At 59.2% G+C, this 21057-nt stretch carries 13 protein-coding genes; 6 read left to right on the forward strand and 7 right to left on the reverse strand.

Annotation, left to right across the window (positions count from 1 at the left end; translation table 11 throughout):
* Positions 1-34 precede the first annotated feature (34 nt).
* Complete coding sequence (locus HKN06_11055) at positions 35-1504, forward strand: glycogen synthase (GenBank protein NNF61850.1); 1470 nt, start codon at positions 35-37, stop codon at positions 1502-1504.
* Here the strand turns inward: HKN06_11055 and malQ are convergent.
* The 6 genes from malQ to zwf form a co-directional block, all read right to left on the reverse strand.
* Positions 1489-3690 (reverse strand): 4-alpha-glucanotransferase, encoded by a 2202-nt coding sequence (malQ, locus tag HKN06_11060; GenBank protein NNF61851.1) that lies wholly within the window; start codon positions 3688-3690, stop codon positions 1489-1491. The two genes, HKN06_11055 and malQ, sit on opposite strands and share 16 nt — an antisense overlap.
* A 66-nt stretch (positions 3691-3756) precedes the next feature.
* Positions 3757-5853, reverse strand: coding sequence for a glycogen debranching protein GlgX (glgX, locus tag HKN06_11065; protein NNF61852.1), 2097 nt, complete (start codon positions 5851-5853; stop codon positions 3757-3759).
* Complete coding sequence (glgB, locus tag HKN06_11070) at positions 5838-8039, reverse strand: 1,4-alpha-glucan branching protein GlgB (protein NNF61853.1); 2202 nt, start codon at positions 8037-8039, stop codon at positions 5838-5840. The genes glgX and glgB overlap by 16 nt, the downstream gene beginning before the upstream one ends.
* Positions 8040-8043: 4 nt before the next feature.
* Entirely contained in the window at positions 8044-10464 is a 2421-nt protein-coding gene (locus tag HKN06_11075; protein ID NNF61854.1) for a glycogen/starch/alpha-glucan phosphorylase, read from the reverse strand.
* Between the two features lie 44 nt (positions 10465-10508).
* Positions 10509-11219: a 6-phosphogluconolactonase gene (gene pgl, locus HKN06_11080; GenBank protein NNF61855.1), complete on the reverse strand. Its 711-nt coding sequence runs from the start codon at positions 11217-11219 to the stop codon at positions 10509-10511.
* Complete coding sequence (gene zwf / locus HKN06_11085; GenBank protein NNF61856.1) at positions 11219-12652, reverse strand: glucose-6-phosphate dehydrogenase; 1434 nt, start codon at positions 12650-12652, stop codon at positions 11219-11221. Before zwf ends, pgl begins: the two co-directional genes overlap by 1 nt.
* Before the next feature lie 145 nt (positions 12653-12797).
* Here zwf and HKN06_11090 point away from each other — a divergent pair, with 145 nt between their 5' ends.
* Genes HKN06_11090 through HKN06_11100 form a run of 3 tightly spaced genes read left to right on the forward strand, consistent with a single transcriptional unit; the run spans position 12798 to position 16426 of the window.
* On the forward strand, positions 12798-14636 hold the full coding sequence (locus HKN06_11090; protein ID NNF61857.1) for a phosphogluconate dehydratase: 1839 nt from the start codon (positions 12798-12800) through the stop codon (positions 14634-14636).
* Positions 14637-14656: 20 nt separating this feature from the next.
* Positions 14657-14926, forward strand: coding sequence for a hypothetical protein (locus tag HKN06_11095; GenBank protein ID NNF61858.1), 270 nt, complete (start codon positions 14657-14659; stop codon positions 14924-14926).
* A gap of 12 nt (positions 14927-14938) precedes the next feature.
* Complete coding sequence (locus HKN06_11100) at positions 14939-16426, forward strand: glutamate--cysteine ligase (protein NNF61859.1); 1488 nt, start codon at positions 14939-14941, stop codon at positions 16424-16426.
* 11 nt (positions 16427-16437) lie between these two features.
* On the opposite strand, the gene HKN06_11105 is transcribed toward HKN06_11100, so the two are convergent.
* Complete coding sequence (locus tag HKN06_11105; protein ID NNF61860.1) at positions 16438-17724, reverse strand: FHA domain-containing protein; 1287 nt, start codon at positions 17722-17724, stop codon at positions 16438-16440.
* Between the two features lie 123 nt (positions 17725-17847).
* On the opposite strand from HKN06_11105, the gene HKN06_11110 reads away from it, so the two are divergent.
* Together HKN06_11110 and HKN06_11115 are read left to right on the forward strand one after the other, a co-directional pair.
* Positions 17848-19494 (forward strand): amidohydrolase, encoded by a 1647-nt coding sequence (locus tag HKN06_11110; GenBank protein NNF61861.1) that lies wholly within the window; start codon positions 17848-17850, stop codon positions 19492-19494.
* The gene (locus HKN06_11115) at positions 19491-21053 is read left to right on the forward strand and encodes a carbohydrate kinase (protein ID NNF61862.1); all 1563 of its coding nucleotides are present in this window, start codon (positions 19491-19493) and stop codon (positions 21051-21053) included. Before HKN06_11110 ends, HKN06_11115 begins: the two co-directional genes overlap by 4 nt.
* Positions 21054-21057: the final 4 nt, after the last annotated feature.

The raw sequence follows: 21057 nt of genomic DNA on the forward strand, positions 1-21057 counted from the left end.
TTATAGTACCGGGTGGCGCTAGCGAAGCAAGAAAATGCGAATTTGCCTGATAAGTTCGGAATTTACCCCCTTTGCCAAGACCGGCGGGTTGGGTGATGCCGTTGCCGCGCTTTCGTCGCGGCTCTATCGCAATGGCCACGATGTCCGCGTTTTCATGCCGCTGTACAACAGCATCAGCGAACGACGCGATGCAATCGTACCGGTCGATTTCCTGCAGGATCTCGAAATCCAGGTCGGCGACGGCGGGCTCGGGTTTTCGGTACATACCGGACCACAACAGGACGACATGTGGCTGTATTTTATCAACTGCCCCGCCCTCTACGGGCGGACGGACCTTTATACCGCTGACGAGGATGAATTCCTGCGCTTCGTCATGCTTTCACGAGGAGCGCTGGAGTGCTGCCAGCGCATGGCGTGGTCGCCGGAGCTTGTCGTATGCAACGACTGGCAAGCCGCGCTGACGCCTCTGTATCTCAAGTCGGTCTATGCGTGGGACAGTCTGTTTGCCGCCACCAGCAGCGTGGTCAGTATTCACAATATCGGTTACCAGGGTGTTTTTGGCAGCCACATACTCGAACCTGCCGGCCTGGCCGATCATCAGCATCTGCTTGACCAGAATGAACTGGCGCAGGGAAGAATCAACTTCCTGCAAACGGGAATCCTGCATGCCGACAAGATCACGACCGTCAGCCCTACCTATGCCGGTGAAATCTGTACACCCGAATACGGCATGGGTCTGGAACACCTTTTGCAGCAGCGTCGGGAGGATTTACACGGCATTCTCAATGGTGTGGATTACGACATCTGGGACCCGGGCCACGACACCCTGATCCCGCATCCTTACAACGCCAGCAATCTGCAGGGCAAGAACCAGAACAAGACAGCACTGCAAAACCGGTTTGGTCTCACACCTGATCCGGCCGCTCCCCTGATTGGCATCGTATCGCGACTGGCCAGCCAGAAGGGTTTCGAGCTTGCTTACAATGTACTTCCCGACTTGCTGCGTGACGGCCGAATCCAGCTGGCGGTGCTGGGCAGCGGTGAATACCGGTACGAAGAGTTTTTCTCCTGGCTGGCACAGGAATTTCCCGAGCGCGCCGGATTCTGGCGTGGCTTCAGCAATCCGCTGGCTCATCTGATCGAAGCGGGCAGCGACATGTTCCTTATGCCGTCGCTGTACGAGCCTTGCGGTTTAAACCAGATGTACAGCCTGCGTTACGGAACGGTGCCGGTGGTGCGCAGGACCGGAGGACTTGCCGATACCGTGATCCCGCATACCGCGGCAGGCGGCAACGGCATTGTATTCGACCATGCGGACGAAGCGGGCTTACGCTGGGCGCTGGAAACTGCTCTGGAGATGTACGCAACACCGGCGCACTGGCGCAAACTGATGGTCAATGGAATGCGGCAGGATTTTTCGTGGGAGCGACAGGTGCTGCTGTACGAAGAACTGTTTTCCAGCCTGCTGCCAGAACCCGAACCCGATGATCAGGCGGCCGGCTGAGCCGAAGTCTGGCTTCGTTCCTCGTTCAAGACCGTAAATAACTGCTGCGCAGCAGGATGCTCCAGCATGCTGTCGATGTCCTGCGACAGCTTCCTCCGCCAGTTGTGATAGGTCGACGATGTTGTTCCGGGAATATTGACCGCTTCGGTCATTCCCAGCCAGTCCTCAGGCTGGCACATCACCATGGCAGCCCGGCTACGCGCCAGGAAAGCGTGGATCGCGCACATCAGCTCGGTGTTCATATTGTCCGTTTCGTTTACAGCAAGTCCCTGCTGCCGCAGCGCCTGCACGATCGACGCCCGGTCGCGGCTGCGCCCGGCAACGGTGTGATTGGCTGTCTGCTCGTCCGGATACAGGCTCAGCTGCTGCCGCAGCCGAATATCAGACCCGTCCCAGAAACTGTAAAGCGGCGGCAGATCATGGGTGCTGGCCGTTGCGACTGCCCGGCGCGGGTACGCGTGTGGCTCTGCAAAGGTGCCCGCCTGGTCCTTCTCGAACATCAGAACACGATAGGAATAGACGCCGCTGGCCGGAAGTACATCGCGAATCTGCTCGGGAACGGTACCCAGGTCCTCGCCGATTACAAGGCAACGGGCTCGCTGGCTTTCCAGGGCCACGATCCCCAGCAGGTCCTCGAACGGGTAATAGACGTAAGCGCCCTCTGTCGCATCTGCGCCCGATGGCACCCACCACAGGCGTAACAGGCCCATCACGTGGTCGATGCGCAGCGCACCGCAATCACGCATGTTGTTACGGATCAGGTGTACGAACTCGGCATAGGATTGCTGTTCGAGGCGTTTTGGATGCAGTGGCGGCAGCCCCCAGTCCTGTCCTCGCAACGCGAGCGCGTCCGGTGGCGCACCAACGGTCGCATCAGCAATGTAAAGCCGCTGATTGGCCCAGGTTTCTGATCCGTCCGGCGAAACCCCGACCGCCAGGTCACGATAAAGCCCGATGGTCATACCCGCATCCAGCGCCGCGGCATGCGCCTCGGCAAGCTGGGCATCGGCTATCCATTGCAGGTATTGGTAAAAATCGATTACATCGCGATGCCGCAGGGCAAAACGCATCACCACATCCGAACACGGATCCTGGTAATCCGCTGGCCAGTCGTGCCAGCCGGCTGAACCGCCGTTGCGCCGCGCGAAATGTGCATGCAGGGCATCAAACAGCGCATGTGTTTCCAGCGGTGGGCCTGCCTCTGTGACGAACTGCTGGAATTCGCGCGCGCGCGCCGTTGCCTGACGCAGGTGATTACTGCGGAAGTCCTCGTACAGTAAACGCAGTGCAGCCAGTTTCACCTCGGTTACTGCCGCGTAATCAATGCGATCGGCATCACGCAGGTATTCGATTTGCGCACGGAATGCCGGATCGCGCACCAGTTGCTCGAGAGCGGCGCACCCCGGTGCTTCCGGCACGCCGGGCACGTCGATGTACAGCACGTTCAGGAATGAACGGCTGGATGGACGGTAAGGACTGTAAGCTTCCGGGTGCGCCGGAAAAGCCGCATGCAGCGGATTCAGGCCGATCGCCTGCGCCCCTGCCCTGCCTGCTTTCCAGGCCAGCCGTTTGAGATCGCCAAAGTCACCGATACCCCAGTTGCGCCCGGAACGCAGGCTGTACAGCTGTACCGCGATACCCCACGCGTTTTCGCCGCCGGTAATTGCGGGCGGTTCATAACAGCGCGCGGGAACCACGATAATCCTGCAAGTCCAGCCTTCGCTGCGCCCGGGGGCATGGATTACCAGTTCGTGATAACCCGGACCAAGATCGGCAGGCAGCGGTGATTCGCAACAAACATAGCGGGTGCCCTGAATGTCGCGTTGCCCCGCTTGCCCGAGCGTGTCCGGTTGCAGATGCCCGGTAAGCAAACGCCCGTCTTCGTACCACAGCCGCCAGTGCAGCCTGGTTTCGAGCTGCCGCTCGGTCATGCGCAGCGGAACAGCCCGTTTGCCATTCTCGCGCACGATGCAGACCGGTGGAATCAGCCGCTGCCAGCTGTCGTCTTCCAGTCCCAGAATTGCCGCGCTCTGGCTTTCCGCATCACGATCGTCGAAGCCCATCGCCGCAAGGATATGGCGGCATGACGATGCCGGCACCGTACGATGCTCACCACGGAAATCGTAGTAACCGGTTTCCACACCCGCTTTCTGCGCGAGTTGATCGAGGGCTGGTGTGTCGCCCATTCGGTGGTCTTCCTTGCTGCGTGCCCGGGGCCGGTCCCGGGTGGCAGGCATTGTAGCAAAGGGCGCTCAGCCGTTCGGGCTGAGCAGCAAAACCACGCTGCGTGGTGACAGCCGGTAGCTCCCCTGCGGCTGCGCCGCTGCCGGCATGCTTTCGACAGCAACCTGCCATGGCCCGGTGCCCATGGGCATGTCAAAAACTGTGTCGGTATCGGCGCCATTGAACAGCAGCAACGCGTCATCCGCATCCAGCCGGTAGCGTGGGCTGATGGCGTCTGCCGCGAGATCTCCACGCAACAACATTGCAAAACAACGGTCAGCCTCGTCACGCCAGTCTGCCAGCTGCATCGGCATTCCGGAGCGGGTCAGCCACTGCACATCATGCACCGCCGCACCACCAGGAAAGGCACCAACCAGGAATTCGCGCCGGCGAAATACGGCGTGGTTGCGCCGCAAAGCGATCAGCCGGGCCACATACTGCGCCAGCGACCAATCGGCGTTTTCCCAGTCGAGCCAGCTGATTTCGTTATCCTGGCAGTAGGCGTTGTTATTACCGCGCTGGCTGCGACCCAGTTCATCACCGGCCAGCAACATTGGTATGCCCTGCGAAAACATCAGCGTCGCCAGCATTGCCCGCACATCACGCTGACGTTTCAGTAAAATCCCGGGATCGTCAGTTTCACCCTCGACACCATTGTTCCAGCTGTTGTTGTGCTGCTCGCCGTCGCGGTTATCTTCGCCGTTCGCCAGATTGTGTTTTTCTTCATAACTGACGGTATCGGCCAGCGTGAAACCGTCATGAGCGGCCACGTAGTTGATGCCCGCAACAGGTCCACGCCGGGAGAAAATATCGCTCGAGCCAGCCAGTCTCGAAGCCATTCGCCCGATAAGGTCCTGGTCGCCGCGCCAGTACTGCCGCACGGTGGCGCGATAGCGGTCATTCCACTCGCTCCAGCCCGGCGGGAACTGGCCCAGCCGGTAACCGGCGTGCCCCACATCCCAGGGCTCGGCAATCAGTTTCTTCTTCGACAAGACGGGATCCTGGTAAAGCGCCTGAAGGAATGGCGCGTGATAGTCATACTCGCCGTGCACGCGTGCCAGCGCCGGTGCCAGGTCGAAGCGAAAACCGTCGACGTGCAAAACCTCGGCCCAGAAGCGCAGGCTGTCCAGCACCAGCCGCAACACTGCGGGGTGGTGAGTATTGAGCGAGTTCCCACAGCCGGAATTGTTGACATACGCTGACCGGTCATGCTGCCGCAGTGAATAATAGGCTGCATTGTCTATCCCGCGGAAACTATAGGTAGGCCCGCGCGCGCCCCCTTCGGCCGTGTGGTTGTAAACAACATCGACGAGCACTTCGATACCGGCATCGTGCATTGCACGAACCATGGACTGGAACTCGCCAATCGGGTCGCCACAGGAATACGCCGCGTGCGGCGCGAAAAACGACAAAGGATTGTAGCCCCAGTGATTCGTCAGATTACGTTCGAGCAGGTGAGTTTCAGACACGAAACTGGCGCACGGCAGCAACTCGATGGCGGTGACGCCGAGCTGCTGCAGATACTCAATCACGACAGGCTGTGCCAGTCCAAGATAGGTCCCGCGTAGCTGCTCTGGCACCTGCGGGTGACGCGCAGTGAATCCACGTACGTGCAGCTCGTAAATAACGCTGTCCTGCAGCGGCACGGCGGGTGCTGAGACACCCTGCCAGTCAAACTGGCTTTCGACTACGACCGCTTTTGGCATGACCGCCGCATTGTCGCGCGGGTCTGGTCGCCACGAGCGGGCATCGGGTTCGAAATCCATCAGCCGCTCGTCTGCCACAAGCGCGCCTTGCAGCTGCCGTGCGTACGGATCGATCAGCAGTTTGGCAGGATTGAAGCGATGCCCCTGCCCCGGCTCGTAAGCGCCGTGCACCCGGTAACCGTAAACCAGGCCGGCCCCGGCGCCGGGCAAGAAGCCATGCCAGATGCCATTGTGGCATTCAGGCAAGGCATAACGGGTTTCCTCGTCGCCGGAAAAAACACACAACTCTACCTGCTCGGCGTTCTCCGACCACAGGGCGAAATTGACTCCGATTCCGCTGTCGTTCACGACACAATGAGCGCCGAGCGGCAGTGGCTGGCCCGGACCGATTTGGTTTGTGTAACTCAAACTGGCAGCCAGGCAGTGAAAGCAAGCGGTGGCAGGTCGAGCGCCAGTGAATGCTCGCGCCCGTGGCTTGATACGGGGCTGCTCGTGGCATGCGCCTGACTATTGCTGCCGCTGCCCCCGAACTCAGTCGCGTCACTGTCAAACAGCTTTTGCCATTGCCCTGCCTGCGGGACACCCACCCGATAGCCGGGTCGTGGCACTGGCGTGAAATTGAAAACGCACAGGATTGGCGGATTGCTGCCTGACGGGTCGCGGCGCAGAAACGCGTAGACGCTGTTGTCAGCATCCTGGCACTCCACCCATTCAAAGCCATCATGCGTAGTATCGCCGACGAATAATTGCGGATGGTCGCGATAAAACCGGTTCAGTTCGCGACAATGAGACTGCAATTGCAGGTGGCCATCCTGTTCCAACAGGTGCCAGTCCAGCGACCGGTCCTCGCGCCACTCATCTATCTGACCGAACTCCTGACCCATAAACAACAGCTGCTTGCCAGGATGCGCAATCATAAAGCTGAGGTATAACCGCAGGTTTGCCCGCTGCTGCCACTCATCTCCCGGCATTTTGCCCAGCAAGGACTGCTTGCCGTGCACCACTTCATCGTGGGAGATCGGCAGGATGAAGTTCTCCGACCAGGCATAGACCATGGCGAAGGTCAGCAGTGAGGCGTGATGCTTTCGGTGTATCGGGTCTTCAGCGATGAACCTCAGCGTGTCGTTCATCCAGCCCATGTTCCATTTGAAGTTGAAACCCAGGCCGCCGGCGTCGGGCGGGTTGGTTACGCCAGGAAATGCCGTCGATTCTTCGGCTATCGACAGGATGCCGGGGTAGTAGCGGAATATAGCCTGGTTGTACTGCTGCAGAAATTCGATGGCCTCGAGGTTTTCGCGGCCGCCGTACTGGTTCGGTATCCACTCGCCAGCCGGTCTGCTGTAATCGAGGTAGAGCATCGACGCAACAGCATCCACGCGCAGCCCGTCGATATGATAGTACTCGAGCCAGAAAAGCGCATTCGCGACGAGAAAATTGCGCACTTCGTTGCGTCCGTAATTGAACACCTTTGTGCCCCACTCGACGTGCTCGCCGCGGCGCGGATCTGAATGCTCGTACAGATAGGTTCCATCGAAGCGGGCAAGTGCAAAGTCATCGCGCGGGAAATGCCCCGGTACCCAGTCCATTATCACGCCAATGTCGTTCTGGTGGCAGCGATCGATAAAGCGCATCAGCTCATGCGGAGAACCGAATCTCGAATTGGCGGCGTAATAGCCCGTCACCTGGTAGCCCCACGAGAGATCCAGCGGATGCTCTGCCAGCCCCATCAGCTCAATGTGCGTGTATCCCAGGTCGCGCACATATGGAATAAGCCGGTCGCCAAGCTCGTTCCATGAGAAAAACTCGCTCCCATTCCGGCCCCATGACCCCGGATGTACCTCATAGATATTTACTGCTGCCTTCAGCGGATCGGATTCTTCGCGCCGCGTAATCCAGTCCGCATCATCCCATTCATAGCCCTCCAGGTCGGTGACTATTGAACAGGTTCCCGGACGCACCTCCATACCGAATCCGTACGGATCGCACTTGACGCGAATCTGGTTATCAAAACCCAGTATTTCAAATTTGTATTTCTCGCCGGCATCGACGCCCGGGACGAACAGCTCCCAGACTCCGCTACTGTCGCGCGCATGCATTGCATGCCGGCGCCCGTCCCAGAAGTTGAAGTCTCCGACGATGCTGACCCGACGCGCTGTCGGCGCCCATACCGCAAACAGCGTGCCCTTCACGCCTTCGCGCTCGCACAGATGTGCTCCCATCTTCTTGTAGATATGGTGATGCTTGCCGGCACCAAACAGGTACAAATCGAGCTCGCCCAGCTCCGGTGCGAAGTAATAATGATCGTAGCGCTGCTCGGAGCGGCCATTCTTGTAGGTCAGTAGCAGCTGGTAGGGCCTAAGTGGCGGTGACGGCTCGACCACCAGCTCGAAAAGCCCTGCCGGGTGCAGCCTGCGCGTTGGCAGTGGCTCACCATCTCCGTCCCAGACCACGCTGACGTCCTCGGCTTCGGGTTCGAAGATCCGGACTACCCAGCGCTGGTCATCTCCCGACCCAATTTCGTGAAAACCAAGCACAGACCTGGGATTGGCATGACTGCTGCTGACAATACGTTCAATATCATCGCTGCTGAGTTCCGGGCCGGTCATCGTGTTACTCCGGGACGACGGGCGCTATTTTCCAGATCCTGCTGGCGTACTCGGCGATTGACCGGTCACTGGAGAATGGCCCCATATTTACCATGTTGAGAACAGCCTTGCGCGTCCATTCGTCGGGATTGCTGTAAAGATCGTCTACTTCGTTCTGGCTCCGTACGTAAGCCTCATAGTCTGCCAACACCAGGAAATGTTCGCCGTCGTGCAGCAACTGATCGATAAGGCCGCGAAACTCGTCCGCCTGGTTGGGACTGAAATAGCCCGATGCAATCAGCTCCAGCGCGGCGCTTAGCTCCGCATTTTGGGCGGCGATTTCTGCCGGACGGTAGCCTGCTTCGCGCTGCGCAAGTACCTCGGCAGCCGTCATACCGAAGATAAAGATGTTGTCTGCGCCAACCGCATCCATGATCTCGATATTCGCGCCGTCGAGGGTGCCGATTGTCAATGCGCCGTTCAGGGCCAGCTTCATGTTGCCGGTTCCCGAAGCCTCCATTCCTGCGGTTGAGATTTGCTGGGACAATTCGGCTGCCGGGATAATTTTCTGCGCTATTGTCACGCTGTAGTCCGGGACAACCACCAGCTTCAACATGTCGGACGTGTCCGAATCATTGTTGATCACACGAGCTATGTTGTTTGCCAGCTTGATAATCTGCCGCGCCACCATGTAAGCAGGGGCCGCTTTGCCGGAAATAATGACCGTGCGCGGTATCCGATACGCGGCCGGATCCTGTTTGAGGCGCTGGTATCGCGTAACAACGTAAAGCAGATTGAGAAGCTGGCGTTTGTACTCATGAATACGCTTGATTTGCACATCGAACATGGAATCCGTGCGCACGGTTACTCCCAGCGTGTCATCTAAATAGCGGGCAAGACGCTCCTTGTTACGATGCTTGATTGCGGCGAACTGCGCACAAAATTCCGGGTCGGACGCCAGCGGCTCCAGTTTCTTCAGGCGACTCAGATCGCGCTCCCAACCCGACACCCGGGTGCCCGCCAGCTCGGCAAGTTCGGGGTTTGCTTCATTCATCCAGCAGCGCGGCGAAATACCGTTGGTTACATTAGTGAACTTACCGGGGTAGTAGGCATGGAAATCAGCAAAGACGGAGCTCTGCATCAGGCCCGAATGAATTTCGGCAACGCCGTTCACTGTATGGCTGCCGACGATTGCCAGGCTGGCCATGCGAACATTGCGGGTAGCCTCGTCGATTAACGACATCCGGTTCATGACCTCTGTGTCATGGTCATACTTTTCGGCCACATCCTCCATCAGATGCCGGTTTATCGTGAATATTATTTCCATATGGCGTGGAAACAATCTCTCGAAGGTTGCCACTGGCCAGGCCTCCAGGGCCTCCGGCAGAAGGGTGTGATTGGTGTAACTGAACACGGCGGTGGTTATTTCCCAGGCGCGTTCCCAACTGTATCCGTGTTCATCGATACAGATGCGCATCAGCTCCGGTATGGCGAGCGCCGGATGCGTATCATTCAGCTGAATGGAGACCTTGTCGGCAAGGTTGTCCAGGCTCTGGTGCCGGGCGAGATGCTGACCGAGGATGTCCTGCAAACTCGCGCAGACAAAAAAGTACTGCTGCCGGATACGCAGCTCCCTGCCCTGCTCGGTGCGATCATCCGGATAGAGCACCTGCGACAGGTGCTCGGCGGCATTCATTTCCGACATGGCTTCGGCATGTTGCCCGGCGTTAAACAAGGACAGATTAAAATCGCTCGACGCCTGGGCTGACCACAGCCGCAGGTGGTTTACGGTGCTGGAATAGCCCGGCACCGGAAGATCGTAGGCAACCGCGATGAACTCGTGTGCATCGACCCAGTCACGACCGGCGTCATCGGCATCGTCACGCGCTACGACACGCCCGCCGAAACGAACCGGATAGCGCAGGTTCTCCCGCGCCAGTTCCCACAGGTGCTGATAACGCAGCCAGTTATTGGGGCGTTCGATCTGCTCACCATCAGGACCGAATGCCTGGCTGAAAATGCCGTAGTCGTAACGTATGCCATAGCCAAAGCCCGGTAACTGCATTGTTGCCAGCGAATCGAGAAAACAGGCAGCAAGCCGGCCCAGCCCGCCATTTCCAAGCCCTGCATCCGGTTCCACGGCGCACAGCTCTTCCAGCTCGCGACCGAGGTGCGTTAATGCGGCACGCAGCTCGCTTTCCATGTTCAGGTTCAGCGCCGCGTTGGCAAGGTTGCGCCCCAGCAGGTATTCCAGCGACAGATAGTAGACTCGCTTGCAGTCTGCTTCGTCATAAGCCCTCTGAGTGCGCAGCCAGCGCATCATGATTCGATCACGCAGCGCCCGGGTGACGGCGTTGTACCAATCCCGGTCACTGGCCGCAGCGGCGCTCAGGCCCATCCGGCTCAGCTCACCGATAATTGATTCGCGCAGACCACCCGCGTCCATTGCCGGCTCGGTGGGTCTCAAATCTATTTTTGCTTGTTCGTCGTTCACTGGTCAGCCGCCCAATAAACATCAACGGGTACCTGCCGCTGATGCAGTATCGCCCTTACCGGCATTGCTTTCTGATCATCCCCGGCCAGTGCTTCCTGGTATACCTGCCACTTCGCGCTGCCACGTAACAGGAGAACAATTCTTCGGGCCTTCAACAGCTGCCGCAATGACAAGGTCAACCTGGCCTGCTCCACACCGGTGGGTGCTACTGCCACACAGCTACGGTCTCCCGTCATCGCCTCATCCAGACCATCGGCATGCGGGAACAGCGAAGCCGTGTGACCGTCTGTTCCCATACCCAGGATTGCTACGTCCCAGCGGGAATTCAGTTCGTCCAACTCACTACTGACCCGGTCTGCCTCGGCGGCGATAGTGTCGGCAGACTTTGCCATCGAAACCATTGCGACGCGCGGCTCAGCCGGCAGGAGTTCGCGCAGCAACATTCCCTCGTTGCTGGCGTCATCGCTCGGCTCCACCCAGCGTTCATCCGACAGGCATAGTTGCAGCGCTTCCCAGGGCAGCGGCAACTCGCGCAGGACGTTATACAACGGCACGGGTGTGCTGCCACCGGACAAGACTATTGCGGCGCTACCGTTCTCCTCTACGGCAGTTTCAACCAGGTCCCACAGCTGCGCAGCCAGGGCAACCGTAAGCTCGTCAAAATGCGCGAACCTGCTTTCGCTGTTTACCTGCAGCTGGTTGGTCATCAGCGTGATCCCGCATCCCATTCGCGTCCATCACGTGCCAGCAGCGAAGCCGCCTCAGTCGGCCCCCAGGTCGAGGCAACGTAGCGTTCCGGGCTGCGTCCCTGCTTACGCCAGCGGTCTGTAATCGGCTCAACCCATTCCCAGGCGGCTTCGAGTTCGTCACGACGAACGAACAACGTGGCCCGTCCGCGCACGGCATCGAGCAGCAGACGTTCGTAAGCGTCCGGCACATGATCCACGCCACGCTGATCTTCATCGAGGTGCAGCGACAAATCGCGCACATCCATCCCCGTCCCGATTCTTTTTCCTGACAGCTGCAATCGAATTTCTTCTTTCGGTTGCAACCTGATCGTCAGTTTGTTGGCCGGGATATCGGTCGCGCCGAATATCGAGTGCGGCACATCCTTGAACTGCACAACAATTTTGGACACCTGTCGTTCCAGCCTTTTGCCGGTACGCAGATAAAACGGCACCTTCGCCCAGCGCCAGTTATCTATATAGGCCTTCATCGCGACAAATGTTTCTGTCGTTGAAGCATCGTCAACGTCGACCTCGTCGACATATGACGGCACCGGCTGCCCGTCAACGGCGCCCGCCTGGTACTGGCCACGAATAACGTACTTGTCGACATCACGACCTGTTATAGGGCGTAACGAACGAATCACTTTGAGCTTTTCGTCACGCACCACGTTGGGCTCGATGCTCGGCGGCGGCTCCATCGCGATAATGCACAGCAACTGCAGCAGGTGACTTTGCACCATATCTCTCAGGGCGCCGGTATTGTCATAGGTGCCGGCCCGCGTGCCGACTCCGATATTTTCAGCGACAGTTATCTGGATATGATCGACATAAGTCGAATGCCACAGCGATTCAAACATGGTGTTGCCGAATCGCAGCACCATGAGGTTTTGCACCGGCTCCTTGCCCAGATAGTGGTCGATACGAAATACCTGGCTTTCATCGAAGCAGGTCAACACCTGTTCGTTAATAGCCCGCGCGCTTTCCAGATCATGACCCAGCGGTTTTTCCAGCACAACGCGTGACTGGTCTGTAATCAGGCCGCCGTCCCTCAGCGTCTCGCAGATGGGAGCGAAAATTCGTGAACCGGTCGACAGGTAATAAATTCGTACCCGGTCCGGGTACTCCGCCAGCTTTTCTGCCAGACCGGCGTAGGTGTCCTTCTTGAAAGCATCAATTGTAAAGTAGTCGATACGCTCGAGAAATTCCCGCCACTCAGGACCCGCCCGGTCCGCTGCGGGGATGAATCGTTCAGCAGCTGCCTCGACCATGCCGATAAATCCGTCGCGATCGAGCTCTGATCTCGAGGCACCCAAAATGCGGCCGGCTGGCAGCTCGCCATCGCGGCAGCGGTAATACAGGGCTTTAAGCAACTTGCGCATGGCCAGGTCGCCCGTAGCGCCAAATATGACCATGTCAAATTCCTGCAAAGATTCGTTCAAACCGGTATCCCCTGCCGTGGTGGTGGCGCAAGTATACCGACTGCTGGCAATCCCGCCAGCAACGGCGAGGCCGCAGCAGGTATCATGATGCACATCCCCTGAGCTGGAGATCCCGACTATGGCATCGCTGAATCCCGCCGTTGCGGAGGTGACGACCCGAATCTGCAGGCGTAGCGAGAAGGCGCGTACCAGCTATCTCGAGCATATCGATGGCTGGCGCCGACGTGGTCCGCGCCGTGCCATCCTCGGCTGCACCAATCTTGCACATGGCTATGCAGCAGAAGATGCCGGCAGCAAGGAGCTGCTACGCAAACTCAGGCAGCATCCTAATGTTGCCATCGTATCGGCTTACAACGACATGCTCTCGGCGCACCAACCGCTGCGAGATTACCCCGAGCAGATAAAGCAGACGCTGCTGGAAAATGGCGCAACGGCGCAGTTTGCCGGTGGCGTGCCGGCGATGTGCGATGGTGTGACCCAGGGTCAGCCGGGAATGGAGTTGTCATTATTCAGTCGTGATGTCATTGCAATGGCAACCGCGGTAGCGCTGTCGCACGAGATGTTCGACGGCGCTCTGATGTTGGGCGTGTGCGACAAGATCGTGCCGGGCCTGCTGATTGCTGCACTTCGCTTCGGCCATTTGCCCGTGATATTTCTGCCGGCCGGGCCGATGACTTCCGGAATATCCAACAGCGAGAAAGCGCATACCCGCGAGTTATATGCAGAGGGCAAAATCGACCGCGAGGAACTGCTGAGGTCAGAAGAAAAGTCCTACCACAGTGCCGGCACATGCACGTTCTATGGCACCGCAAACAGCAATCAGATGCTGATGGAAATTATGGGGCTGCATATTCCAGGCGCGGCCTTTTTCAACCCACATACGCCAATGCGGTCAGCGCTGAATGCAGCGGCTGCAAAGCGCGTCATCGAGATTACTGCTCTCGGCGATGAATACCGTCCGGTCGGGAAGATAATTGACGAACGTAGCATTGTTAATGCCATTGTCGGACTACTTGCAACGGGCGGGTCGACTAACCACACGCTGCACCTCATAGCTATAGCGCGAGCCGCCGGCATCCGCATTGACTGGAACGACTTTGCACAGCTGTCAGACACCGTCCCGTTACTGGCCCGTGTCTACCCGAATGGCAAGGCCGACGTAAACCACTTTCACGCTGCCGGCGGACTCGGCTGCATCATTCGCCAGCTGCTGGATGCGGGCATGCTGCATGCCAATGTAAACACGGTCATGGGTGAAGGGCTCGACTACTATGCCCGTGAACCGGTGCTGGACAATGAAACGCTAGCATGGCGAGAGTCCCCGGCCAGGGGGCTGGATGACAATATTATAGGTAGCATCACAACACCTTTTGATTCCACCGGGGGTATCCGATTGCTGACCGGAAACCTGGGCCGCGCGATTTTCAAGACGTCGGCCATTCCGCCGGACCGAAACGTTGTTGAAGCACCCGCGCGGGTATTCGATCGTCAGGAAGATGTCATTGCGGCATTTACCGCCGGTGAATTTACCGAGGATGTAGTCATCGTCGTTCGCTTTCAGGGCCCCGCTGCCAACGGCATGCCGGAATTGCACAAGCTGTCGCCGCCACTCGGCGCGCTACAGGAACGCGGGTTGCGGGTTGCACTGGTTACCGACGGGCGCATGTCTGGCGCCTCCGGAAAATTCCCCGCCGCGATTCACCTGACTCCCGAGTGCGCAGCCGGTGGCCCGCTGCAGCGCGTCCGTGACGGTGACGTCATTCGCGTTGATGCCCGCAACGACAGTCTGGAAGTACGGGTCAGCGATGCCGAACTGGAACAGCGCGAGCCTGCAACGGTGCCGCAGCCGGCCGGCGGCCTTGGCCGCGAGCTGTTCCAGGTTTTCCGCAGTGCCACCAGTGATGCCGAAAGTGGTGCATTATCTGTTCTCGAAGATATGTACCCATCAGTCGGATGAGGCAGTAAACGAGCAGGCTTATGGAAACCAGCGAACAGAGCTTCGAATACCTCAAGTTCGTTCCCGCCGAAGCCGCGGGTGGCGCCAGGCTGCTACGCGGTCATGCGGCTGTATTTCCTTACAGCAGGTTCTGCCCGACCGGTGGCATCAAGCCTGCGAACATGGAGGATTACCTGGCACTGGACAATGTCGTATGTGTCGGTGGATCATGGCTGGCGCCGCGTGACCTGGTTGCGACCGGCGATTGGGGGGCCATCGGTAAGCTGGCCACAGCTGCAACACGACAGTAAAGTTGGGCGCTTATGGGACTGGCAATAGAAAAAGACAGTTTCGAGGAATGGGAGTTTGACCGTTTCGAGCGTCGGCTGTACGAGAACCTCGAAGCCCTCGAATTGTTGCTGCAGCGCGATGGCTTCGGCGAGGGCGAATCATCGATCGGTGCTGAGCTGGAGCTGCACCTTATTGATTCCGACGGCGCGCCGCTGACAGTCAATCGCGCAGTCTTGTCTGAACATATAGACGAGCGGCTGCAGCTGGAGCTCACCCGCTTTAACCTGGAGTACAACCTCTCGCCCGTGCCTTCCGCTGGCAAACCCTTTGGCGCCATTCAACAGGAAATGGAGCTCGCACTGAGCTCGCTCGACCGGCCGGTAGCTGAGCACGGCGGTCGCGTAGTGACCATAGGCATACTGCCAACACTGCGTCTCGAACAGTTGCAGAGTTCCGCCCTCACCGACCTGCCACGCTACCGGGCATTGTCTTCGGGCTTGCGGCGAATACGCCGGGCACCATTCCGAATCCGCATCGATGGTGACGAGCCACTCGATGTCACCTGTGATGACGTCACTGTGGAAGGCGCCAACACGTCCTTCCAGGTTCATCTGCGGGTCAACCCGGCTGATTTTGCCGACTATTACAACGCTGCCCAGCTGGCTACTGCGCTGGCTGTCGCGGTCAGCGGAAACTCGCCGATATTTCTCGAGCATCGACTGTGGGAGGAATCTCGTGTTGCCCTGTTCAAACAGGCCGTTGACGCCCGCAGTGCGAGCACCGGCGAATGGCGTCGTGCAGCACGGGTTCCATTCGGGCACGGCTGGGTTAGATCTGGTGCCTTTGAATTGCTCGCCGAGGCAGTGCGGCTTTATCCGCCAATCCTGCCTGTCTGCGACGACGAAGACCCATTGGAGGCAGTGAAAGCCGGGCGCATACCGCGACTGGCTGAATTGCGGCTGCAGCAGGGCACCGTATGGCAGTGGAATCGGGCCGTTTACGATCCGGCCTCAGGCGGCCACCTGCGCATCGAGTTTCGCGCGCTGCCGTCCGGACCCACGCCTCTCGATATGATGGCGAATACCGCCTTTATTGTCGGCCTGACCGCTGGGCTGTCCGGCCAGATCGAATCGTTGCTGCCCGCCTTCCCGTTCCGTTACGCCGAGTACAATTTCTATCGTGCCTCGCAGGACGGGCTGAAGGCACAGCTGTTGTGGCCGAAGGAACACGGAATTTCACCACGACAGATCGGCGCGGGAGACCTGGTCATGGAAATGCTGCCAGTTGCCCTGGAGGGGCTGTCGCAACTGGGCGTCGACTCGCAGGAAGCCGAAACCCTGATTGCGGTAATCGAGGAACGGGTGCGTAGCGGGCAGACAGCATCGCGGTGGCAAAAACGCACACTGCAAAAACTGGACAGTAATATGGAACGGCGCGACGCTCTGGCCGTTATGCTTTCACGCTATGTGGATCTGTCACACAGCGGCCTGCCGGTAAGCGACTGGCCGATAGACAGCTAGCTGGTTCTCAATCAGGCCGAGTCTGCCTGGTCGTCCTCAACAGGCTGGTCCAGCACCGTGGTATCCCGCCACTCGGAAAGTTCCGCTGGTTCATGAGCCTCAACGCGGCTGTTGCGGTCGTGGAATACCAGCTCATGATAGCCAAGCGCAATGCGATCACCGTCGTTGAGCATGCAGCGCTGGATCTTGTGCCGGTTGACGTATACGCCGTTGGTACTGTTGAGGTCCTTAACCCAATAGCGGCTGTCATGGTCCATCACAACCTGCGCATGATGACGACTGATGTACTCGCTGACGATGGTGATGTCGTTATCCGAATCACGCCCGATCATCACGCGTGTATCTTCCAGGGCGATCTCGCCGGCAGGCTGGCCTCTTTCATACAGGCTCAGCCGGACACCAGCAGTATCGTCAGCCTGTTCGTCAATGTCGACCAGATCCGGGTCGGCTTCCGCCACGTGCTCCAGCTTCAGCTCCTCGATAGCCGTTGCCAGTATTTCGGGCGTGATACGTAAACTGTCCTCGACGTAGGCTGCCGTCATCGCGGTGTCGCAAAGATTGACGATCAGTCGTGGCACGCCACCGGTGTGGCTGTAGATCAGGGGATAAACAGCATCATCGAACGGCGACTCGGGGCAGCCGGCCTCCTCCAGCCGATGACGGATCATCCGTATGGTGCTTTTCTGGTCCAGCGGCTCGAGGTGCGCGCTGCACGTAACGCGCTTTGCCAGCAGCTTCAGCTCCCTGTCCCGCAGCCGTTCAGTCAGCGAAGGTTGCCCGACGAGGATGACACTGATCAGCTTTTCGCTGTCAGCATCAACATCGACAAGGTCAAGAACAATATCGAGCACAGCCTTGCTCAGGTTCTGCGCTTCCTCGATGATCAGTACGACCGGACGCTCGCGCACATTTTGTGCAAACAGGAAGTTATCGAGTAACCCCATCAGCCGGTCGCGACTTCGTTCGAACGGTTCAAAACCATACTGTGACAATACCGACTGCAGAAACTCCTGCGAATCAAGATTTGTCAGCGTGAGCCGGGCGACCGCCGCGTCATCGGGCATTCCTGCAAGCACGCGATTTACCAACGTCGTCTTGCCGCAACCGACGTCGCCGGTGACAACAACAAGTGCGTCACGTCTGGCCCATGCCTGTTCCATAGCCGCTTTTGCACGGCCGTGCTGCTCCGACAGATACAGGAATTCCGCATCCGGAGTCAGCCGGAACGGATGGTCCCTCAAATTGAAGTGTTCCAGGTACATGATCCTCGCGGGTTTGTTGTCTTGTCGCCGCTGCATCTATATTAGCAGGGCAAGGCGGTCGATTCGCAGGCGGTTTGGCATAAATGTGTGCTTTTCCCGCCGTTTTTCACCGGCGAGTTGCCTGTTATGGTTACGCTACCCGGCTGGAGTCACAACGACATGACAGGCAGACCCCGCTCGATACTGCTCCTGGCGACGCTGATGCTGGCCGCAATCCCGGCGCTGGCCGACAGCCTGCTGGTAAACGTTAATGGGTATACCTGGAGTGCCGACGGCGCTTTGCAGCGCTTTGGCGCATTGCGCTTTGACGCTGACGGTGCGGTAACCGCCACTTACGCTGCCGGCCAGCATCCGGCCGACACCGGTGCGGCAATGCTGGACGGAGGCGGACGCACGCTGATACCAGGGCTCATTGATGCACACGGGCACGTACTCAACCTTGGTCTGCTGCGCAGCCGGGTCGACCTGACCGGTTCAAAGTCACTGTCTGAAGCGCTCCAGCGCATTGCCGCCTATGCCAGGCAGCATCCCGATGTTCCCTGGATTCTCGGCCGCGGCTGGAACCAGGAGCTGTGGCCGGAGCGGAAGTTCCCCAATGCCGGCGACCTCGATCAATTGCAGCTGGGCCGACCGATCTGGTTGCAGCGGATCGACGGTCATGCCGCCTGGGCTGACAGCCTGGCGATGAAAACCGCAGGCATTACGAAACGTACCCCTGACCCGCATGGCGGCCGCATCCTGCGTGACAGCCGGCGACGCGCAACGGGCATATTCATCGATAACGCCGAGGCCCTGGTCGATGCAGCGGTTCCCGCCCCGACGCCAGCGCAGCAACGCAAGGCGCTGCAGGTGGCCTTGCAGCAGTTAGCCAGTGTCGGACTGACCGGAGTACACGACGCCGGGATAGATCTTTCAACCGCCAGACTGTACCGAAAGATGGCAGCGGCGGGAGAACTGCCGATACGTGTTTATGCCATGTTGAGTGAGCAGGTATCTGAGGGTTTTGGCGCGCCACTGGTCGACGATGGACGTGGATTCCTGACGATACGCAGCATAAAGGTCTACCTCGATGGCGCCCTGGGCAGTCGCGGTGCTGCCCTGCTCGCACCCTACTCTGATGCCAATGACAATACCGGACTGTTGTTCCGTCAGACAGACAAATTTGCCGGGCTGGTCATCGCGGCCCAAGAGCGGGGTTTCCAGGTAAACGTTCACGCCATCGGCGATGCAGCAAACCGCGTTGCGCTGGACGGGTTTGCCGCGGCACCCGCTGCCACCGCCCTGCGCCATCGCATTGAGCATGCGCAGGTGATCGCGCTGTCGGATATCCCCAGGTTTGCCGGGCTTGGCATTATTGCGTCAGTGCAACCGACACATGCAACAAGTGACAAGAACATGGCCGAGGATCGGGTTGGCAGCAAACGCATACTTGGTTCGTATGCGTGGCGCCGCCTGCTCGATGCCGGCGCACGCATTGCAGCCGGATCTGATTTTCCTGTTGAACCGGAGCAACCCCTTTACGGGCTGCATGCTGCAGTCACCCGCCAGGACCGTGACGACCAGCCGCCGGGTGGCTGGTACAAGGAGCAGGCCCTGACCCTGGAAGAAGCACTACGCGCGTTTACCCTCGATGCTGCCTATGCCGCACACCAGGAACAACACCTGGGCTCACTCGAACCCGGCAAGCGCGCTGACTTTGTGCTGCTGGATCGCGATATATTTGCGCTGCCCGCAGCGCAGATCTGGCAGGCCCGGGTCAGCGAAACCTGGGTCAATGGCGTGTGCATCTACCAGGCACCGAATTGACCAGCACTGAACCGCTGCTGCTCGCGATTGATTTCGGCACCCAGAGCGTCCGTGCCATCCTGTTCGACCCCCACGGACACGAACATGCCACTTCTGCCGTAGCGATCAAGGAGCCGGATGCACCGCAACCCGGTTACGCCGAACAGGATGCCGACTATCTGTGGGATGCACTGTGCAGCGCCTGCCAGGGGGTATGGCAGGAGCCGTCGTACAAAAGCCGTGTCGCAGCCGTCGCCCTGGCCACCATGCGTGCCAGCATGGTACCGGTTGATGCTAACGGGACCGCTTTGCGGCCAGTCATCGCCTGGCCCGACCAGCGACGCACCCGCGGCGTGCCACCGGTCGGCGGGCTGCAGGGGCTTGGGCTGCGACTGGCCGGCGTGGCCGATACGGTTGCCTATTTCCAGGCCGAAGCGGAGGCAAACTGGCTCGCAACTCATGAGCCCGATAACTGGCGGCGCACGGCGCGCTACCTGATGTTGTCCGGTTACTTCGTGCGTCGGTTGACCGGCGAGTTTCGTGACTCAAGCGCGGCGCAGGTCGGCTATGTCCCATTCGATTTTCGCCAGCGCCGCTGGGCACGCAGCTCAAGCTGGAAATGGCGCGCATTGCCATGGTTAAACCCGGACCTGCTGCCGGAACTGGTTCATCCGGGGCAAACGATTGGACCGGTCAATGCCATCGCAGCCGCCGCCACCGGGATTCCGCAGGACACGCCGCTGATCGCAGCGGCCGGTGACAAGGCATGCGAAGTGCTTGGCACCGGCGCGATTGAAGGCGATGTTGCCTGCCTGTCCTATGGCACTGCCGCGACCGTAAATGTTGTATCGACCAGGTACGTTGAGCCGATACCACTGGTACCCCCTTATCCGGCTGCATTACCTGACGCCTGGAACCTGGAAATCCAGATCAGTCGTGGCTTCTGGCTGGTGAGCTGGTTCAAATCTGAATTCGGGCAACCGGAAACAGAGCGGGCGGCGCAAATTGGGGTCGCACCCGAAGTGTTGATGGACGATTTGCTCCACAAATCGGTGCCCGGTGCCATGGGGCTGCTGGCACAGCCGTACTGGTCGCCGGGCCTGCGCTCGCCCGGTCCGGAAGCACGTGGCGCAATTGTCGGATTCTCTGCGGTTCATACGCGCGCCGATATTTATCGTGCGCTGCTGGAAGGCGTAATGTATGCGCTGCGCGAGGGCAAGGAACGCATCGAGCGTCGCGCCAGTTGCCGGATCGATCGCCTGCATGTTGCCGGCGGCGGGTCTCGCGGCGACAGCGTTATGCAGCTGACTGCTGATATTTTTGGCCTGCCGGCTGCCCGTCCGCATACCAGTGAAACATCAGCGCTTGGAGCGGCAATCATTGCCGCGGTTGGTGCAGGCATTTACCCGGATTTTCGCCAGGCTGTTGCCGCGATGACCCGGACGGGTGATGTTTTCGACCCACAGCCCAATACCAGCGAGCTGTACCAGGCACTGTACAGCGAAACCTACCTGCCGCTGTACAGCCGGCTCAAGCCCATTTACCGCAGAATGCGGACGCTGACGGGATTCAGGCCGTAGTGGC

The sequence above is a fragment of the Gammaproteobacteria bacterium genome (assembly GCA_013003425.1).
Taxonomy (GTDB): Bacteria; Pseudomonadota; Gammaproteobacteria; order Steroidobacterales; family JABDKV01; genus JABDJB01.

Excerpts from the sequence above, each read along its gene's own strand:
- HKN06_11055 (NNF61850.1), top strand. The coding sequence starts at position 35 with ATGCGAATTTGCCTGATAAGTTCGGAATTTACCCCCTTTGCCAAGACC.
- malQ (NNF61851.1), bottom strand. The coding sequence starts at position 3,690 with ATGGGCGACACACCAGCCCTCGATCAACTCGCGCAGAAAGCGGGTGTG.
- glgB (NNF61853.1), bottom strand. The coding sequence starts at position 8,039 with ATGACCGGCCCGGAACTCAGCAGCGATGATATTGAACGTATTGTCAGC.
- HKN06_11075 (NNF61854.1), bottom strand. The coding sequence starts at position 10,464 with ATGGACGCGGGTGGTCTGCGCGAATCAATTATCGGTGAGCTGAGCCGG.
- pgl (NNF61855.1), bottom strand. The coding sequence starts at position 11,219 with ATGACCAACCAGCTGCAGGTAAACAGCGAAAGCAGGTTCGCGCATTTT.
- zwf (NNF61856.1), bottom strand. The coding sequence starts at position 12,652 with ATGGTCATATTTGGCGCTACGGGCGACCTGGCCATGCGCAAGTTGCTT.
- HKN06_11090 (NNF61857.1), top strand. The coding sequence starts at position 12,798 with ATGGCATCGCTGAATCCCGCCGTTGCGGAGGTGACGACCCGAATCTGC.
- HKN06_11095 (NNF61858.1), top strand. The coding sequence starts at position 14,657 with ATGGAAACCAGCGAACAGAGCTTCGAATACCTCAAGTTCGTTCCCGCC.
- HKN06_11100 (NNF61859.1), top strand. The coding sequence starts at position 14,939 with ATGGGACTGGCAATAGAAAAAGACAGTTTCGAGGAATGGGAGTTTGAC.
- HKN06_11105 (NNF61860.1), bottom strand. The coding sequence starts at position 17,724 with ATGCAGCGGCGACAAGACAACAAACCCGCGAGGATCATGTACCTGGAA.
- HKN06_11110 (NNF61861.1), top strand. The coding sequence starts at position 17,848 with ATGACAGGCAGACCCCGCTCGATACTGCTCCTGGCGACGCTGATGCTG.